This window comes from Rhodococcus rhodnii NBRC 100604, assembly GCF_001894925.1.
Lineage (GTDB): Bacteria > Actinomycetota > Actinomycetes > Mycobacteriales > Mycobacteriaceae > Rhodococcus_F > Rhodococcus_F rhodnii.
Genome location: NZ_BCXD01000002.1, coordinates 60,520 through 77,527, shown reverse-complemented (window position 1 = coordinate 77,527; position 17,008 = coordinate 60,520). Strand labels below are relative to the sequence as shown.

Here is a 17,008-nt window from a genome sequence, read left to right as displayed (position 1 = left end):
GCGCTCAGGCCTTCTTGCCGGGCTCGCTCGCCTCGAACATCTCGGCGCGCTCGACGACCTTCACCCGCTCGCGGCCCTCCGGCTCGCCGAGTGCGCGCTCGTGGGCGTCGAGCCGGTACCAGCCCTCCCACGTCGTGTAGGGGGTGCCCTTGCCCTCGAGGAACTCGATGACGGCCTCTTCGCGCGGATCCTCGGCACCGGGCAGGTCCGGGCGATCCTCGAGGAGATTCGCGACGGTCTCGTTCGCGTCGCCCTTCGTGTGGCCGATCAGGCCGACGGGGCCACGCTTGATCCAGCCCGTGACGTACGTGCCGGGCATGAACCGTCCCTTGCCCTCGACGGTGTCGTCCGCGACGACGCGGCCGGCCTCGTTCGGGACGGTGCCCGCCTGTTCGTCGAACGGCAGCTTCGCGATGTTCTGCGACAGGTAGCCGACGGCGCGGTAGACGGCCTGCACGTCCCAGTCGTTGTACTTGCCCGTGCCACGGACGTTGCCGGTGCCGTCGAGTTCGGTGCGCTCGGTGCGCAGGCCGACGACCTTGCCGTCCTCGCCGAGGACCTCGTGCGGCGACTCGAAGAAGTGCAGGAACAGCTTGTGCGGGCGGCTGCCGACGTCACGAATCGCCCAGTCCTGCAGGGTGTTCGCGACCATGTCGACCTGCTTGGAGTTGCGGCGGGCGTCCTCGGACGCGGCGTCGTAGTCGATGTCCTCGGGGTCGACGATGACCTCGATGTTCGGCGAGTGGTCGAGCTCGCGCAGTTCGAGCGGCGTGAACTTGGCCTGCGCCGGGCCGCGGCGGCCGAAGACGTGGACCTCGAGCGCCTTGTTCTGCTTCAGGCCCTCGTAGACGTTCGCGGGAATCTCGGTGGGCAGCAGTTCGTCACCGGTCTTCGCGAGCACACGCGCGACGTCGAGCGCGACGTTGCCGACGCCGAGGACGGCGACCTTCTCGGCCTCGAGCGGCCACGTGCGCGGGACGTCGGGGTGGCCGTCGTACCAGGAGACGAAGTCGGCGGCACCGTAGCTGCCCTCGAGGTCGATGCCCGGGATCGAGAGCGCGCGGTCGGCGTTGGCGCCGGTCGAGAAGATCACGGCGTCGTAGAAGCGCTTCAGGTCGTCGAGCGTGATGTCGCTGCCGTAGTCGATGTTGCCGATGAGCCGCACCTGCGGCTTGTCGAGCACCTTGTGCAGCGCCGTGATGATGCCCTTGATGCGCGGGTGGTCGGGTGCCACGCCGTACCGGATGAGGCCGAACGGTGCGGGCATGCGCTCGAACAGGTCGATGCTGACGTCCACACCGGACTTCATGAGCGCGTCGGACGCGTAGATGCCGGCAGGACCCGCGCCCACGACGGCGACGCGCAGGGGACGGCTGTCGGTGGTGGACGTGTCCGAGGTGTTCTGGTCGGTCATCGGGAAGAGGTCACCTTCGTGCTCGGGGGGTCGGGCGGGCGCGGTACTGAGCCCAGCCTAACTCTCGGCCGGTTCGTCGCGACGCGCCTGCCCATCTTCCTCTCGTGGAGCCCGCGCGGCCAGCCCTCTCGCGCTTGAGGGGCCACAAGGGGGGATTGTGAGTGCCGAGCACTAAACTGCGTGGTGCATTCGGAGACACGGGAAAGGACGACGGTGGCCGATTCAGACCGCGCCGGGAACGATTCGGGCGGCGACGCCTCCGGCGGACGAGGCGGGCCGTCGGCGACGCCGTTCCTCGTCGCACTCACGATCGTCGTCGTCGGACTCGTCGCACTGTTCGTCGTCGACATGGTCCGCCCGCCGGGCGAGAACCTCACGGACGACGACATGATCGCCCGCGTCGCGAACGACTACGTGCAGGTCCACAACGCCGACGACACCGACGCCTTCGCGCGCATCACGTGCTCGGACTTCGACCTCGAGGCCGGGCCCGTGCAGGGCGACGGCGAGGCCGAACTGCACGGCGTCCGAGACATCGCGGTCGACGGCGACACGGCCACCGCCGTCGTCGACGTGTCGGTCGACGGTGCGTCCAGCGTCGCGTCCACCTGGAATTTCACGCGCGAGGGCGACGACCCGTGGCGCGTGTGCAATTGATCACACGTGAGTGCAAGGCTGGCGTTTCCGACAGGGAGTGAAAGGCTGGAACGGTGAGCTACGCAGGAGACATCACGCCGCAGCAGGCCTGGGAGCTGCTCGAGCAGTACCCCGACGCGACGCTCGTCGACGTTCGCACCGAGCCCGAGTGGGCGTACGTCGGCGTCCCGGACCTCACCGGACTCGGCAAGCGCACCCTCCTCGTGGAGTGGGTCCGCTACGGCGGTGCCCCGAATCCGTCGTTCACCGAACAGCTCGAGCGTGCCGACGTCACGGGTGGCGACGACGCGCCGGTGATCTTCCTGTGCCGCTCGGGTCACCGCTCGATCGGCGCGGCCGAGGCCGCCACCGCCGCGGGCATCGCGCCGTCGTACAACGTGCTCGACGGCTTCGAGGGTGGCCTCGACGAGCACGGTCACCGCGGCGCCCAGGGCTGGCGGGCCCTCGGTCTGCCGTGGCAGCAGTCGTGACGCGGCACCTGCCGTGACACGGCATCAGTCGTGACGCACCGGACCGGTGCGTGCGGAATCTCGTCGGATCGATCGTGAGTAGGCAGTCAAACGTGAGCAGGCAGCAGTGAGTGGGATCCCGCAGGGCGGCGCGTTCGAGAGCGCCCTGCCGGACGGTGTCGGGCAGGGCACGATCGGCGTCCGCGGCGGCGTCATGCGCTCGGGCTTCGAGGAGACCTCCGAGGCGATCTTCGTCAACAGCGGGTTCGTGTTCGAGAGCGCGGAGGCCGCCGAGGCGTCGTTCACCGGCGATCTCGACCACTTCGTGTACTCGCGCTACGGCAACCCCACCGTGAAGATGTTCGAGGAGCGGCTGCGGCTGATCGAAGGCGCCGAGGCCGCCTTCGCGACCGCCAGTGGAATGTCGGCGGTGTTCACCGCTCTCGGAGCGCTGCTGAAGGCCGGCGACCGGCTCGTCGCAGCGCGCAGCCTGTTCGGCTCGTGTTTCGTCGTGTGCAACGAGATCCTCCCGCGCTGGGGCATCGAGACCGTCTTCGTCGACGGCGAGGATCTGGAGCAGTGGGAGCAGGCGCTCTCGGTGCCCACTCGGGCCGTGTTCTTCGAGACGCCCTCCAACCCGATGCAGACGCTCGTCGACATCGAGAAGGTCTCGCAACTCGCGCACGCCGCGGGCGCGAAGGTCGTGCTCGACAACGTCTTCGCGACGCCGCTGCTGCAGCAGGGGCTCCCGCTCGGTGCCGACGTGATCGTGTACTCCGGCACCAAGCACATCGACGGGCAGGGACGCGTGCTCGGCGGCGCGATCCTCGGCCCGCAGGACTACATCGACGGCCCCGTGCAGACCCTCATGCGGCACACCGGCCCGGCGCTGAGCCCGTTCAACGCGTGGACGCTGCTCAAGGGCCTCGAGACGATGCCGCTGCGCGTGCGGCACTCCGTCGACTCCGCGCTGCGCATCGCGCGCATGCTCGAAGAGCATCCCGCGGTGAAGTGGGTGAAGTACCCGTTCCTCGAATCGCATCCGCAGCACGACCTCGCGACGGCGCAGATGCGCGGCGGCGGCACCGTCGTGACGTTCGAACTCGACGCCCCCGAAGGCGACTCGAAGAAGCGCGCGTTCGAGGTGCTCGACGCACTGCGGCTGGTGAACATCTCGAACAACCTCGGCGACGCCAAGTCCCTCGTCACGCACCCCGCGACGACGACGCACCGCGCGATGGGTCCCGACGGCCGCGCCGCCGTCGGCATCACCGACGGCGTCGTCCGGCTCTCGGTCGGGCTCGAGGACACCGAGGATCTGCTCGCCGACCTCGATCAGGCGCTCTGACCGGGCGGTTCAGCTGTCGAACGGGTCGGATGTCCGGCCGACGAGTGCCGCCACCGACTCCAGAACCAGTGTCGGGCGATAGGGGAACAGCTCGACCGACGCCGTCGTCGAGATGCCCGTGAGGACGAGGATCGTCTGCAGCCCCGCTTCGAGGCCGCACACGATGTCGGTGTCCATGCGGTCTCCGATCATCAGCGTGTGCTCGGAGTGCGCGCCGATCGCGCGCAGCGCCGACCGCATCATGAGCGCGTTCGGCTTGCCGACGTAGTACGGGTCGCGGCCCGTCGCCTTCGTGATGAGCGCGGCGACCGAGCCCGTCGCGGGCAGGATGCCGTCGGGCGACGGCCCCGTCGCGTCGGGATTGGTCGCGATGAACCGCGCGCCGCCCTCGATGAGCCGGATCGCCGTCGTGATGGCCTCGAACGAGTACGTGCGCGTCTCGCCGAGCACGACGTAGTCGGGGTCCTTCTCGGTGAGGACGTAGCCGATGTCGTGCAGGGCCGTCGTCAGCCCCGACTCGCCGACGACGTACGCGGTGCCCGCGGGACGCTGGCTCGCGAGGAACGTCGCCGTTGCGAGGGCGGACGTCCAGATCGACTCCTCGGGCACGTCGAGACCCGACTGCTTCAGGCGCGCCCGCAGGTCGCGGGGCGTGCGAATCGAGTTGTTCGTGAGGACGACGAACGGGGTCTCGGTGCGGCGGAGCTCGGCCAGGAAGTCGCTCGCGCCCGGAATCGGCTGGTCCTCGTGGACGAGGACACCGTCCATGTCCATGAGGTACGTCCACCCCGCGTGCGGGGCGCTGGGATGCATGCGGTCTGTCGCTGCGTCGGTGTCCACGCCGCCAGTATGGAAGGTGTCCGCGCCGCCGCGGGCGGTGTTGTGGCTACGCGAGCAGGTTCCACAATCCGATCAGGCCGACGACGACGATCACACCCCGCAGCGCGGCGGGGGACAGGCGGCGGCCGTAGCGGGCGCCGAGAACGCCGCCCACGAGCGAACCGATCGCGATGAGCCCGGCCGCGGCCCAGCTGATCCGGTCGAACGCGACGATCGTGTACGCGAGCGCCGCCACGACGTTGACGACGAGCGAGAGCAGGTTCTTCGCGGCGTTCATGCGCTGGATGTCCTCGGGAAGGATCGCGCCCATCACGCCGATGAGCAGGATGCCCTGCGCAGCGGTGAAGTAGCCGCCGTAGACACCGACCGCGAGCGTGCCGACGACGAGCAGCGTCAGGCGGGTCGTCGACAGGCCGTCCTCCGCCGCACCGCGGCTGCGCGCCCACGCCTGGATCCGGGGCTGGACCACGACGAGCACGAGGGCGATCACGAGCAGCACCGGCACGACCGACTGGAAGACCGTCTCGGGCAGGTGCAACAGCAGCCAGGCGCCGCCCATCGCGCCGATCAACGACGCGGGCAGCTGCCAGCGCAGCCGGTCCCACTGACCGCGTAGCTCGCGGCGGTATCCCCACGTGCCCGACACGCCGCCGGCGACGAGGCCGATCGCGTTCGACATCGTCGCGGTGACCGGGGGAAAGCCGAATGCCACGAGCGTCGGGAACGTGATGAGCGTCCCGCTGCCGACCAGCGTGTTGATCGCACCGGCCCCGAGCCCTGCCGCGGCGATCGCCACGATCTCCCACACCGTCACCGGATCTCCCTTTCGCTCATCGGTGGCACGTTACTGCGACCTGCGACGAGCGCCCACGGCGACGGGTGGGATCGGGTGCGGACGGAGCCGGAGTGGGGCGAGGCAGCAGCGGCGGGACGAGGGAGCGCGGTGGGGCAGTATGCACCGCTCGGGTCTCTCGGCCCAGTGTTCCGATCGTCGTGATGCGATCACCGAGAACAAAATCCATTGTTGCGCAACAGTATTGACTCGTCGTTCGGTGGGCGCTAATTTCTCGTGAGCAGACCGCGAACCGACGAGTCGAGGGGAGGGGCATCGTGAAGTTTCTGCTGATGAGCCTGATCCCGGATCAGGCCGACCCCGTGACGGGGGCGCGGCTCTCCCCGGCCGACCGGTTGCGGGAGGTCGTGGACACCGCGGTGACCGCCGAGGAGCTCGGCTACGACGGGTTCGCGGTCGGCGAGCGGCACGAACACCCGTTCCTGTCGTCGTCACCCCCGGTGGTCCTGAGCAACATCGCCGCACGTACCTCGACCATCGAGCTGTGGACGGCCGTCACGACGCTGAGCCTGCTCGACCCGGTGCGGGCGTTCGAGGACTACTCGACGCTCGACAATCTGTCGGGTGGGCGCCTGACGGTGATCGTCGGAAAGGGCAACGGCACCGCGCAGGCGGATCTCTTCCACGTGACCCCCGACGATCAGTGGGAGCGACTGCGCGAGGGCTACGAACTGTTCCGGCGGCTGTGGTCCTCGGACGAGGTGACGTGGGAGGGCCGGTTCCGGCCGCCGCTCGACCGCGCCGCCGCGCTGCCGCGGCCCCTGCAGGGTGAGCTCACGATCTGGCACGGCAGCGCCACGAGCCGATCGTCGGTGGAGTTCGCGGCACGCCACGGTGATCCGCTGTTCTCGGCCAATGTGACCCACCCGGTCGAGCCGTACGCCGCGTTGGTGCAGCACTACCGCGACGAGTGGGCACGCAACGGCCACGATCCCGGCGACGCGCGGGTGGGCGCCGGCACCGCCGGTTTCCACGTCGCGCCCCGCTCGCAGGACGCCGAGGCCGCGTGGCGTCCGGTCTTCGAGCAACGCCGCGCGTTCGCCCGCGCCACCGGCCTGCCCGTGGTGTTCGAGACGTTCGAGGACTTTCTCGCGCGCAGCTCGGCGCTCGTCGGCAGCCCCGAACAAATCACCGACAAGGTCGGGCGGTACCACTCCGCGCTCCGGCACCGGGTGGTGCATCTCGCCGCCGACCGGGACGGACTCGATCCGGCGCGGCATCGTCGCAGTCTCGAGCTCTTCCAGTCCGCCGTCGCCCCGGTGCTGCGCGCCGCGTATCCGGAGGCGTCGCCGGCGACGACTCCGGCGCCGCTCCCGCTCTGTCGGCCTGCCTGATCGCGCTCTGTCGGCCTGCCTGATCGCGCACTGTCGGCCTGCCCGTCGACCTCGGCTCGACCCCCACCGATCTTCCGACACGCAGCCGTGTCGTCGGTTCGTCTCTCACCGAAAGCGACTCACGTGACCGTCTCTCGTCCCGCTCGTCTCGCCCGACTCGCGGTGGCCGCCCTCACCGCATCGTCGCTCGCCGCGTGCGCCGGCGGTGGCTCGGCACAGGAGGTCACCGGCCCCGCCCAGCCCGGCGGCGTGCTGCGTTACGGCCTGTCGCAGGCGCCGACCTGCGCCGATCCCGCACAGGCGGGCAGCAACCAGACCATCTACGTGACGCGGCAGATCGTGGATTCGCTCACCGATCAGGATCCCGCGACCGGCGAACTCACACCGTGGCTCGCCCGCAGCTGGGAGGTCTCGCCCGACGCCACCTCGTTCACGTTCCGGCTGCACGAGGGCGCGTCCTTCAGCGACGGCACGCCGGTGACGGCGGACGCCGTCCGGGCGAGCTTCGACGCGATCGTGAACACCCTGGGCGGGGCGAAGGCGCCGCTCGGCGCGAGCTATCTCGCCGGGTACACGGGAACGGACGTGATCGACGGTCACACCGCGCGGGTGAGTTTCTCGGCTCCCAACGCGCAGTTCCTGCAGGCGTCCTCGACCTCGCAGCTCGGCATCCTCGCGCCGGCGACCTCCGGCCGCAGCGCCGAGGAGCGGTGCGCGGGCGACGCGATCGTCGGCTCGGGGCCGTTCGTGTACACCGACTACCAGCAGGACCGGTCCGCGACGCTCGCGAAGCGCGACGGCTACGCCTGGGGGTCCGAGGTCTTCGGGCACGACGGCGAGGCGTACCTCGACGGCATCGAGTTCACCGTCGTCCCCGAATCCGGCGTGCGTACCGGGTCGCTCGCATCGGATCAGCTCGATGCCGTGAGCGATGCGCTGCCACAGGACGCGCCGCAGATCGACGCCGCGGGGGGAAGAATCCTCACGACGTCGAATCCCGGTGTTCCCTTCGGATTCCAGCCGAACGTCACCGCTCCGGTCGTATCGGATCCCGCGGTGCGCACCGCTCTCGTCACCGCGATCGACCGGCAGGAACTCGTGGACACCGTCCTGGGCCCCGACTTCGTTCCGGCGACGGGCACTCTCGCCCACACGACTCCGGGGTACACGCCGCTCGGCGACGTGACCCACGATCCGGATCGAGCGCGCCGGGTGCTCGACGACGCCGGCTGGCGCGAAGGCCCCGACGGCATCCGCGAGAAGGACGGGCGTCCGCTGTCGTTCGGAGTGACGTTCAGCGCGGTGTTCGCCGGAAATCAGGCGATCCTCGAGCTGGTGCAGCAGCAGTTGCGCCAGGTCGGTGTCGATCTGCGGCTCGACCTCGTGTCGACCGCCGAACAGACGGCGCGGCAGGCGTCGCACGACTACGACACCACGTACTACAACAGCACGCGCGCCGACGGCGACATCCTGCGCGCGACGTTCGGCCTGGACGGCCGGAATCTCAATGCGCGCGGGCCGATCCCCGAGCTGGACGAGGTCCTGGCCGAGCAGCTCACCACCGTCGACGCGGGGCAGCGTGCCGAGGCTCTCGCGCGGGCTCAGCAACTCGTGCTCGACAACGGGCTGTGGGTCCCGACGGTCGAGTTGTCGCAGGCGATCGGCGTGAGCGCGGCCGTGCAGGACCTGCGATTCGAGGCGTCCGCGCGGTTGCAGTTCTTCGACGCATGGCTCGCGGAGCGCTGAGTCGTGCTCCGGTACACCGCCCTGCGCGTCGCCCAGGCCGTCGCGGTGCTGTGGGCCGCGTTCACCGTCTCGTTCGTCGTGCTGTTTCTGCTGCCGTCCGATCCGGTCACCATCGCGATCGACTCGTCGGCGGGCGCGACCCCGGTCGACGCCGCAGCAGTGGCCGAACTCCAGGCGCGATACGGGCTCGACCGCCCGGTGTGGGAACAGTACTGGACGTCGCTCACGCACGCGGTGCGCGGCGACTTCGGGTACTCGATCACGACCGGGCGCAGCGTGACGTCCGCGATCGCCGACGCACTGCCGAGCACCCTCGCACTCGCCGGTCTCGCACTGGCCCTCGCGTCGGGTGCGGGGGTCGCGCTCGCCTTCGCCGCGACGTACACGCGGTCGCCGCGGATCGCGGCGCTCCTGCGGGCGCTTCCGCCGCTCGGGGTGGCCGTGCCCACCTTCTGGGTCGGACTCGTTCTGCTGCAGCTCTTCTCCTTCGGTCTCCCGATCTTCCCGGCGTTCGGCGAACACGGGGTCGCGGCGCTCGTCCTGCCCGCGGTGACGCTCGCGCTCCCGACCGGGGCAGTGGTGGCCCAGGTGCTCGCGAGCAGTCTGACCGCGACGCTGCGGGAGCCGTTCGTCGACGCCACCCGCGCGAAGGGAGCGTCGCGATGGCGGGTGCACACTCGGCACGCGGTGCGGCTGTCCATCATTCCCGCGTTCACGATCTCGGGCGTGCTCGTCGGCAATCTGCTCGCCGGCTCGGTCGTCGTGGAGACGGTGTTCTCCCGCGCCGGCGTCGGCAGGCTCACGCAGACCTCCGTTCTGGCGCAGGACATCCCGGTGGTGCAGGGCATCGTCGTCCTCACCGCGCTCGTGTACGTCGTGGTCAATCTGCTCGTCGATCTGGTCTATCCGTGGCTCGATCCGCGCATCACGCTGCGCGGAGCGGCACCCGAGCGCGACGCCCCGAAGGAGAAGTCCGTTGTCTGACACCCTCGTTCGGGAAGCGGTCGCCGCCGCCCCGCCTGCTCCCGCTCGCCCGAGACGTGGCGGACTCGGCCGGCTCCGTGGGACACCGGGCACCGCTGCCGCGCTCCTCGTGCTGCTCGTGGCCGCCGGATTCGCACTCGCGCCGTCACTGTTCGCACCGGTCGACCCGCTCACGGGAGTACCTGCCGACAAGCTGCAGGGGCCGTCGGCCGCCCACTGGTTCGGTACCGACAACCTCGGCCGCGACGTCTACACCCGCGTCGTGCACGGAGCGGGCCTGTCGCTCACGGCGACTCTGCTCGCGGTCGGCATCGCACTGGTCGTGGGGTCGCTCGTCGGATTGCTCGCGGGATCGCTCGGCGGCGCCGTCGACGCCGCGCTCATGCGGGTCGTCGACGTGCTCCTCTCGATCCCGGCGCTGCTCCTCTCGCTCGCGCTGGTCACGGCGCTCGGATTCGGGACCGTCAACGTGGCGATCGCGGTGGGTGTCTCGCTCGTCGCGAACTTCGCGCGAGTGATGCGGTCCGAGGTGCTGCGCGTACGGCGGCTCCCGTACGTCGAAGCGGCGTTCGCGTCGGGCGTGCGTGCGCCCGCGGTCCTGGTGCGCCACGTCCTGCGCAACGCCTACCGGCCGGTCGCCGCCCTCGCCGCGGTCGAGTTCGGGATGGCCGTGCTCGCGGTGTCGTCGCTGAGTTTCCTCGGTTTCGGTGCCGTGCCACCCACTCCCGAATGGGGATCGCTCGTCTCGGAAGGCCGCAACTACCTCGCGACCGCCTGGTGGATGACGACCCTTCCCGGCCTGGTCATCGTGGCGGTCGTGCTCTCCGCGCACCGCCTCGGACGCACGATCGAGGGGACTCGGACGCGATGACGACGACAGCTCTGCTCACGGTCTCGGGGCTCCGGGTCCGCTACGGCGACACGGTTGCAGTGGACGGCGTCGATCTCACGGTCGGACGGGGAGAGGTGCTCGCGCTCGTGGGCGAGTCGGGCTCCGGGAAGTCCACGACCGCGCACGCGATCCTCGGACTTCTCGGGAGCAGCCGCATCGACGGTGGCGCAATCACGTTCGACGGGCTGCGCCTCGACACTCTCGGCGAGCGGGCGTTCGACGCGATCCGCGGAACCCGGATCGGCTTCGTCCCACAGGATCCGGCGACGTCGCTCGATCCGGTGATGCGCGTCGGCGATCAGGTCGCGGAGGTGCTGCGAATCCACCGGCTCGCCGGCCGGCGCGGCGCCCGGTCGTGGGCCGTCGAGTTGCTCGGCAGGGCCGGACTGGACGATCCGGTGCTGCGGGCCCGGCAGTATCCGCACGAGATGTCCGGCGGCCAGCGGCAGCGCGTGGCGATCGCGGTAGCACTCGCGGCGTCGCCGGACCTGCTGATCGCGGACGAACCGACGAGCGCTCTGGACGTGACGGTGCAGAAGCGCATCCTCGACGACCTCGACCGGCGGCGCGCCGAATCGGGGACCGCGGTGCTGCTCGTGACGCACGACCTCGGCGTCGCGGCCGATCGCGCCGATCGGATCGCGGTCATGCACCGCGGGCGGATCGTCGAGACGGGTACGCCCGCAGAGATCCTGGGCGCACCGGCCCACGCCTACACCGCCGACCTGGTCTCGGCGGCGCCGAGCCTGTCCTCGCACGCTCCACCCCGTGCGCCGGTCCCGGCGGATCGCCCGCTGCTGCTCGAACTGCGCGGCGTCGGACGCCGATTCCGGGTCGACCGCTCACGGAGTATCGATGCGGTGCGGTCGGTCTCGCTCGCCGTGCGCAAGGGCAGCACGACCGCGATCGTCGGAGAGTCCGGCTCGGGCAAGACCACCACGGCCCGGATCGCGGCCCGGCTCGAACGGCCGTCGCACGGGGTCGTGCTGTGGGAGGGCGAGGACATCACCGCGGTCCGAGGACGGACGCTTCGGGAGCTTCGCCGCCGGATCCAGGTCGTCCACCAGAACCCGTACGCATCGCTCGACCCCGCGTGGCGGATCGCCGACATCGTCGCGGAACCGCTGCGCGCCTTCGGGATCGGTGACCGCCCCCGCCGGGTCGCCGAACTCCTGGACCGGGTCGCCCTGCCGGAGTCGTACGGGCGTCGGCGGCCGGCGGAACTGTCGGGCGGCCAGCGGCAGCGCGTCGCGATCGCCCGTGCCCTCGCCCTCGCCCCCGACCTCGTGGTGCTCGACGAGCCCGTGTCGGCCCTGGACGTCTCGGTGCAGGCGCGGATCCTCGACCTGCTCGCCGAACTGCAGCGAGATCTCGACCTGACGTACGTGTTCATCTCGCACGACCTCGCCGTGGTCCGGCAGATCAGCGACGAGGTCGTCGTGATGCGTGAGGGCCGGGTCGTCGAAGAAGGGCCTGCCGCAAGGCTGTTCGACGATCCATGCGATCCCTACACCCGCGAGTTGCTCGCCGCCGTACCCGGACCTCGCCAGGAGGAACAGCATGCCCGTTGACCACAGGCTCGACCCCGTGCCACCGATCCATGCCGTCGAACTCGCCGAGACGGGCGTGCATCCCGCGGCGTGGCGGCGAGCGGACTCGCGTGCCGAGGAAGTCTTCACCGCGCGGTACTGGACCGACGCGATCACCGCCCTCGACGACGCCGGCGCCGACATCGCCTTTCTGCCCGACCCGTTCGTGCCCCCGGCACCCGTGCCGGGCAGTGCCTCCGGTGCGCTGGAAGCCGTGGCGATCGCGGCGCGGGTGAGCGCGCTCACGCGACGCATCGCACTCGTCCCCACCGCGACCGTCACCCACACCGAACCGTTCCACGTCTCCAAGGCGATCGCCACACTCGACTTCACGACGCTCGGCAGGGCGGGGTGGCAGGTCGACGTCTCACGCGGTGACGACGTCGCGTCACACGTCGGTCGGGGCCCCGCACGACCCGAGCAGTCGCTGTGGGCGGAGGCCGCAGACGCGATCGACGTGGTGACGCGGCTGTGGGACAGCTGGGAGGACGACGCCGAGATCCGTGACGTCGCGACGGGCCGGTTCGTCGACCGAGACAAGCTGCACTACGTCGACTTCGTCGGCGAGTACTTTTCGGTCAAGGGCCCGTCGATCACGCCGCGTCCGCCGCAGGGCCGCCCACCCGTCGTGATCGGCTCCGGCACAGCCGAATCCGTGAGAACGGCCGCCGCGCTCGCGGACGTCGTGCGGGTGAGCGCGCCGTCCGTCGTCGACACGGCGCGCGTGACGGCGGAGATCCACGATCGCGCCGCGTCGTTCGGCCGGGTGGTGCGGGTCCTCGTCGACGTCGAGACGATCGTCGCCCCGACGCGCCGGGAAGCGGAAACCGATCTCGACGCGCTCGAGAGCATCGCGCAGCGGACGTACGAGCCGTCGTCGCTGCTCTACGTGGGCGACGGTCCCGGCCTGGCGGCACTGACCGGCGAACTCGTCGCCGGCGCCGGTGTCGACGGCGTCACCTACCGGCCGCTCGCGCTCGCGTCGGGCGTGCGTCACCTCGCGCGCGACGTCCTCCCGCTCGTGCAGCCCGTACCCGTCCCCGGCGGCACGCTGCGCGAGCGCCTCGGCCTCGCCCGGCCCGTGAGCGTGTTCGCCGCAGCAGCGAAGGAGATTCGATGAGCGCGCCCCGCAAGCAGATCCATCTCGCCGCCCACTTCCCGGGTGTCAACAACACGACGGTGTGGAGTGATCCCCGGTCGAGGAGCCAGATCGACTTCTCGTCGTTCGTGCATCTCGCACGTACCGCCGAGCGCGGTCTGTTCGACTTCTTCTTCCTCGCGGAAGGGCTCCGCCTGCGCGAGCATCGCGGCCGGATCCACGATCTCGACGTCGTGGGCCGTCCCGACACCCTCACGGTGCTCGGCGCGCTCGCCGGCGTCACGCAGCGGCTCGGGCTGGCCGGAACGATCAACACGACCTTCAACGAGCCGTACGAGCTCGCACGCCAGTTCGCGTCGCTCGACCTCCTCTCGGACGGTCGCGCGGCCTGGAACATGGTGACCTCGCCGGACGCGTTCACGGGCGAGAACTTCCGGCGCGGAGGCTATCTCGATCGCGCCGACCGCTACGTGCGTGCCCGGGAGGTGATCGAGGGTGCTCGCGCGTTCTGGGACGCTTGGCCCGACGACGCGCTCGTCGTCGATCGTGAGCGCGGAGTGTTCGCCGCGCCCTCACGTGAGGTGACGCACCGGACCACGCAATTCGACATCGCGGGCCGGTCGCCGCTGCCGCGCAGCCCGCAGGGACACCCGGTGCTGCTGCAGGCCGGCGATTCCGGCGACGGCCGCGAATTCGGTGCCGCTCATGCCGACGCGATCTTCACGGTGCACGGCTCGATCGAGGCCGGCAAGGCGTTCTTCGCGGACGTGAAGGAACGGCTCGCGCGGTACGGCCGCGACCGCGATGCGCTCAAGGTGCTGCCCGCGGCGGCCGTCGTGCTCGGTGACAGTGCCGAGGACGCCGCCGAGCGGGCACGCGATATCCGGCTGCGGCAGGTCGGCCCGCACACCGCGATCGCGTTTCTCGAACAGGTCTGGGGACGCGACCTCGCCGAGTACGACCCCGATGGACCGCTGCCCGCCGTCGAACCCGTCGACAACCCCGACATCACCCGTGGCCGGGTGCGGCATGCGCAGGATCCGCGCCGGGTCGCCCAGGAGTGGCGTGAGCGTGCGGCGGCCGAGAAGCTGTCGATCCGCGAGCTCGTCATCGCCGTCACCAGCCGCGAACAGTTCGTCGGCACCGCCCGCCACGTCGCGCGCGAGATCGACCGCTACGTGCAGGAGGACGCGTGCGACGGCTTCATTCTCGTGCCACACCTGACGCCCGCGGGACTCGACGAGTTCGTCGACACCGTCGTCCCCGAACTCCAGGACCTCGGCAGCTTCCGCACCGAATACACCGGGACGACGCTGCGGGAGCACCTTGGCCTGCCCCGGCCACACGACACGACACGAGGAGCGCGAGCATCATGACCACTGCCGAGAGCACCACCGACCCTCGTGCGGAGGGGATCCGATCCCGCTGGCAGCGGTGGCGCGTCGACCGCGAGGCCGCCCTGCTCGCGCCCGACGGGCCGCTCGCGTTCACGGCGCTGCAGTGGATCACCGACGGATGGGCGGTGTTCGACGGCGTGCCCGGGACGTGGCGCGTGGACGGCACCGGCGAGAGCGCGGCCGTCCTGCTCGACGCGCGCGCCGCCGACGGGCTCGAGTTCGAGGGCGAGACCGTCGATGGGACGCTGGCCCTCGCTGCGCACGAGGGTGGGCCCGGCCTGCGCGTTCGCGACGGCGAGCGGCTGCTCGAGGTGATCCGCCGCAGCGGCCGCTTCGCGGTCCGCGTGCTCGATCCCGACTCGCGGGGCCGGATCGAGTTCGACGGGGTTCCGGTGTTCGAGCCGAGCGACCGGTGGATCGTTCCCGCGTGCTTCCATCCCTTCGACGACGTCCGCACCGTCGTCACGGGAGCCGTGATCGACGGCCTCGAGCACCACCACCGGGCGGTCGGCGTCCTCCGGTTCGCCGTGCACGGCGACGATCACACGCTCGTCGCCTTCGCCGGTCCGGAGCGGACCCTGCGGGTGTTGTTCACCGACCGCACGAGCGGCGTCACGACCTATCCGTCGGCCCGGCTGCTCGCTGTTCCCGCACCGGGTGACGACGGTACGACCGTCCTCGACTTCACTCGCGCGGCGAATCTGCCGTGTGCGTTCACGGCGTACGCGACGTGCCCGATCGCGCCGGCGGAGAACCGGCTTCCGTTCGCGGTCGAGGCCGGCGAGAAGGATCCGGCACGATGAGCCCGGTGCCGCTGTCGATTCTCGATCTCGCGCCGATCTCCGAGGGGGCGGACGCGCGGACCGCGCTCGCTCACACTCTCGATCTCGCGCGCCGCGCCGAGGCATGGGGATTCTCGCGATACTGGCTCGCCGAGCACCACTTCGCGGCCGTGGCGAGCTCGTCGCCCGCGGTCCTGATCGGCGCCGTCGCCGCCGCGACCCGCACGATCCGCGTCGGCTCGGCGGCGGTGCAGCTCGGCACGACCACTGCTGCGGCCGTCACCGAGGCGTTCGGAACACTGGACGCGCTGTATCCGGGGCGAATCGACCTCGGCCTCGGGCGCTCGGGGCATCGGCGCGCCGAAGCGCTCGCGGCGGTGTCCGGTGAACGTGGGCCGGCGGTCGCGACGCGGACCGAGACCGAGATTCGGGAGGGAGTCGTGCTGCCGCCGCCGTTCGACGCGAGCCGCGTCCTGGCGTCGCCACTGCTCACCGCGGCTGCCGGGGTCCTGCAGCAGCCGGGCGCACGGTCGCCCGATTTCGCCGAACAGGTCGACGACATCCTCGCGTTGCTGCGAGGGACGTACCTGAGCCCGGACGGAGTCGCACTGCGCGCGGTTCCCGGCACGGCCGCGGACGTCCAGGTGTGGCTGTTCGGCAGCAGCGCCGGCGCGAGCGCACAGCTCGCGGGCAGGCTGGGGCTGCCGTTCGGGGCCAACTATCACGTCAGCCCGGCGACGACACTCGACGCAGTCGCTGCCTACCGAGCGGCCTTTCGGCCGGGCGTCCTACCGGAGCCGTACGTCGTGGTCTCGGCGGACGCGGTGGTGGCGGAGAGCGACGATCGCGCGGCCGAACTCGTCGCGACGTACCCGAACTGGACGCACTCCATCCGCAGCGGGAACGGTGCTGTGGCCTACCCCGATCCGGCGACGACCCCGCCGCTGACCGAGGAGGAGTACGCCCTCGTGCACGACCGGGTCGTCACTCAGTTCGCCGGTGCTCCGACGACGGTGGCGGATCGGCTCGACCGGCTGCGGGCACTCACCGGCGCGGACGAGTTGCTGGTCACGGGCATCACGCACGCTCACGCGGACCGGGTGCGCAGCTACGAGTTGCTGGCTGCGGAGTGGGGGCTGGCGGGGGCGGCCGCGGCGTGAGGTGACGGGCGTGGGGCCGGTGTCGATGGAACCGACATGTGTCGCGCATTACAGTTCGAGAGATGTTTCACAATCCGGCGTTACCGTTTCGCGATCCATACGTGTGTCGGGTATCAACATCTATCGGAGTGTGCGTCCGCACACCCGTTACACACTCGAGGGAGTAACGACATGCCTGATTTTTCCTTCATCGCCGAGGCCTTCACCGCACTCGCGAGCATCTTCGAGGGCCTGGGCTTCTTCCAGGGCCTGAGCTGATCTCCCGTAGCGGAGTGAGTGTTCGCGACTGAGCGAACACGCCGATCCGGCCACGATCGACGTCTGTCGATCGTGGCCGGATTCGTCTTTTCTGCACCGTTCGTGCCGGTGAGAGCCCTGCTGCGGTGATGGGACGACGCCCTGGACAGCGACGCGGAGACGACTAGTGTCGGGGCGCAGAGGTCGTCGAGACGAAGAGGTGGAGT

Annotated in this window: 15 protein-coding genes; 12 read left to right on the top strand and 3 right to left on the bottom strand. The window is 70.6% G+C overall.

Annotated features, from left to right (window positions below):
• Positions 1–4: 4 nt before the first annotated feature.
• Complete coding sequence (locus RR1_RS02125; protein ID WP_010836760.1) at positions 5–1,414, bottom strand: FAD-dependent oxidoreductase; 1,410 nt, start codon at positions 1,412–1,414, stop codon at positions 5–7.
• A 213-nt stretch (positions 1,415–1,627) separates the two neighbouring features.
• Here RR1_RS02125 and RR1_RS02120 point away from each other — a divergent pair, with 213 nt between their 5' ends.
• The 3 genes from RR1_RS02120 (at position 1,628) to RR1_RS02110 (ending at position 3,868) form a co-directional block, all read left to right on the top strand.
• On the top strand, positions 1,628–2,071 hold the full coding sequence (locus tag RR1_RS02120) for an Rv0361 family membrane protein (RefSeq protein ID WP_051111032.1): 444 nt from the start codon (positions 1,628–1,630) through the stop codon (positions 2,069–2,071).
• Between the two features lie 53 nt (positions 2,072–2,124).
• The gene (locus tag RR1_RS02115) at positions 2,125–2,541 is read left to right on the top strand and encodes a rhodanese-like domain-containing protein (RefSeq protein WP_010836757.1); all 417 of its coding nucleotides are present in this window, start codon (positions 2,125–2,127) and stop codon (positions 2,539–2,541) included.
• A 106-nt stretch (positions 2,542–2,647) separates the two neighbouring features.
• Positions 2,648–3,868, top strand: a complete 1,221-nt coding sequence (locus tag RR1_RS02110; protein WP_010836756.1) for an O-succinylhomoserine sulfhydrylase — start codon at positions 2,648–2,650, stop codon at positions 3,866–3,868.
• A gap of 9 nt (positions 3,869–3,877) precedes the next feature.
• Here the strand turns inward: RR1_RS02110 and RR1_RS02105 are convergent, their stop codons facing one another.
• Together RR1_RS02105 and RR1_RS02100 are read right to left on the bottom strand one after the other, a co-directional pair.
• Positions 3,878–4,642 carry an HAD-IIA family hydrolase gene (locus tag RR1_RS02105; RefSeq protein WP_143153679.1) on the bottom strand — a complete coding sequence of 255 codons (765 nt, stop codon included), beginning with the start codon at positions 4,640–4,642 and terminating at the stop codon, positions 3,878–3,880.
• 112 nt (positions 4,643–4,754) lie between these two features.
• Positions 4,755–5,522 (bottom strand): sulfite exporter TauE/SafE family protein, encoded by a 768-nt coding sequence (locus tag RR1_RS02100; RefSeq protein WP_010836754.1) that lies wholly within the window; start codon positions 5,520–5,522, stop codon positions 4,755–4,757.
• A 296-nt stretch (positions 5,523–5,818) separates the two neighbouring features.
• Here RR1_RS02100 and RR1_RS02095 point away from each other — a divergent pair, with 296 nt between their 5' ends.
• The 9 genes from RR1_RS02095 to RR1_RS02055 all read left to right on the top strand — a co-directional run bounded on the left by RR1_RS02095 (position 5,819) and on the right by RR1_RS02055 (position 16,544).
• Complete coding sequence (locus tag RR1_RS02095) at positions 5,819–6,895, top strand: LLM class flavin-dependent oxidoreductase (RefSeq protein WP_010836753.1); 1,077 nt, start codon at positions 5,819–5,821, stop codon at positions 6,893–6,895.
• 123 nt (positions 6,896–7,018) lie between these two features.
• Complete coding sequence (locus RR1_RS02090; RefSeq protein WP_040772202.1) at positions 7,019–8,641, top strand: ABC transporter substrate-binding protein; 1,623 nt, start codon at positions 7,019–7,021, stop codon at positions 8,639–8,641.
• A gap of 3 nt (positions 8,642–8,644) precedes the next feature.
• Positions 8,645–9,625 (top strand): ABC transporter permease, encoded by a 981-nt coding sequence (locus RR1_RS02085; RefSeq protein ID WP_010836751.1) that lies wholly within the window; start codon positions 8,645–8,647, stop codon positions 9,623–9,625.
• Between the two features lie 109 nt (positions 9,626–9,734).
• Entirely contained in the window at positions 9,735–10,496 is a 762-nt protein-coding gene (locus tag RR1_RS02080; RefSeq protein WP_010836750.1) for an ABC transporter permease, read from the top strand.
• Positions 10,493–12,088: a dipeptide ABC transporter ATP-binding protein gene (locus tag RR1_RS02075; protein WP_010836749.1), complete on the top strand. Its 1,596-nt coding sequence runs from the start codon at positions 10,493–10,495 to the stop codon at positions 12,086–12,088. Before RR1_RS02080 ends, RR1_RS02075 begins: the two co-directional genes overlap by 4 nt.
• The gene (locus RR1_RS02070; protein WP_040772200.1) at positions 12,078–13,226 is read left to right on the top strand and encodes an LLM class flavin-dependent oxidoreductase; all 1,149 of its coding nucleotides are present in this window, start codon (positions 12,078–12,080) and stop codon (positions 13,224–13,226) included. Before RR1_RS02075 ends, RR1_RS02070 begins: the two co-directional genes overlap by 11 nt.
• Complete coding sequence (locus RR1_RS02065) at positions 13,223–14,581, top strand: NtaA/DmoA family FMN-dependent monooxygenase (RefSeq protein WP_010836747.1); 1,359 nt, start codon at positions 13,223–13,225, stop codon at positions 14,579–14,581. The genes RR1_RS02070 and RR1_RS02065 overlap by 4 nt, the downstream gene beginning before the upstream one ends.
• The gene (locus RR1_RS02060; protein ID WP_010836746.1) at positions 14,578–15,405 is read left to right on the top strand and encodes a DUF1684 domain-containing protein; all 828 of its coding nucleotides are present in this window, start codon (positions 14,578–14,580) and stop codon (positions 15,403–15,405) included. Before RR1_RS02065 ends, RR1_RS02060 begins: the two co-directional genes overlap by 4 nt.
• Positions 15,402–16,544, top strand: a complete 1,143-nt coding sequence (locus RR1_RS02055) for an LLM class flavin-dependent oxidoreductase (RefSeq protein WP_010836745.1) — start codon at positions 15,402–15,404, stop codon at positions 16,542–16,544. Before RR1_RS02060 ends, RR1_RS02055 begins: the two co-directional genes overlap by 4 nt.
• Positions 16,545–17,008: the final 464 nt, after the last annotated feature.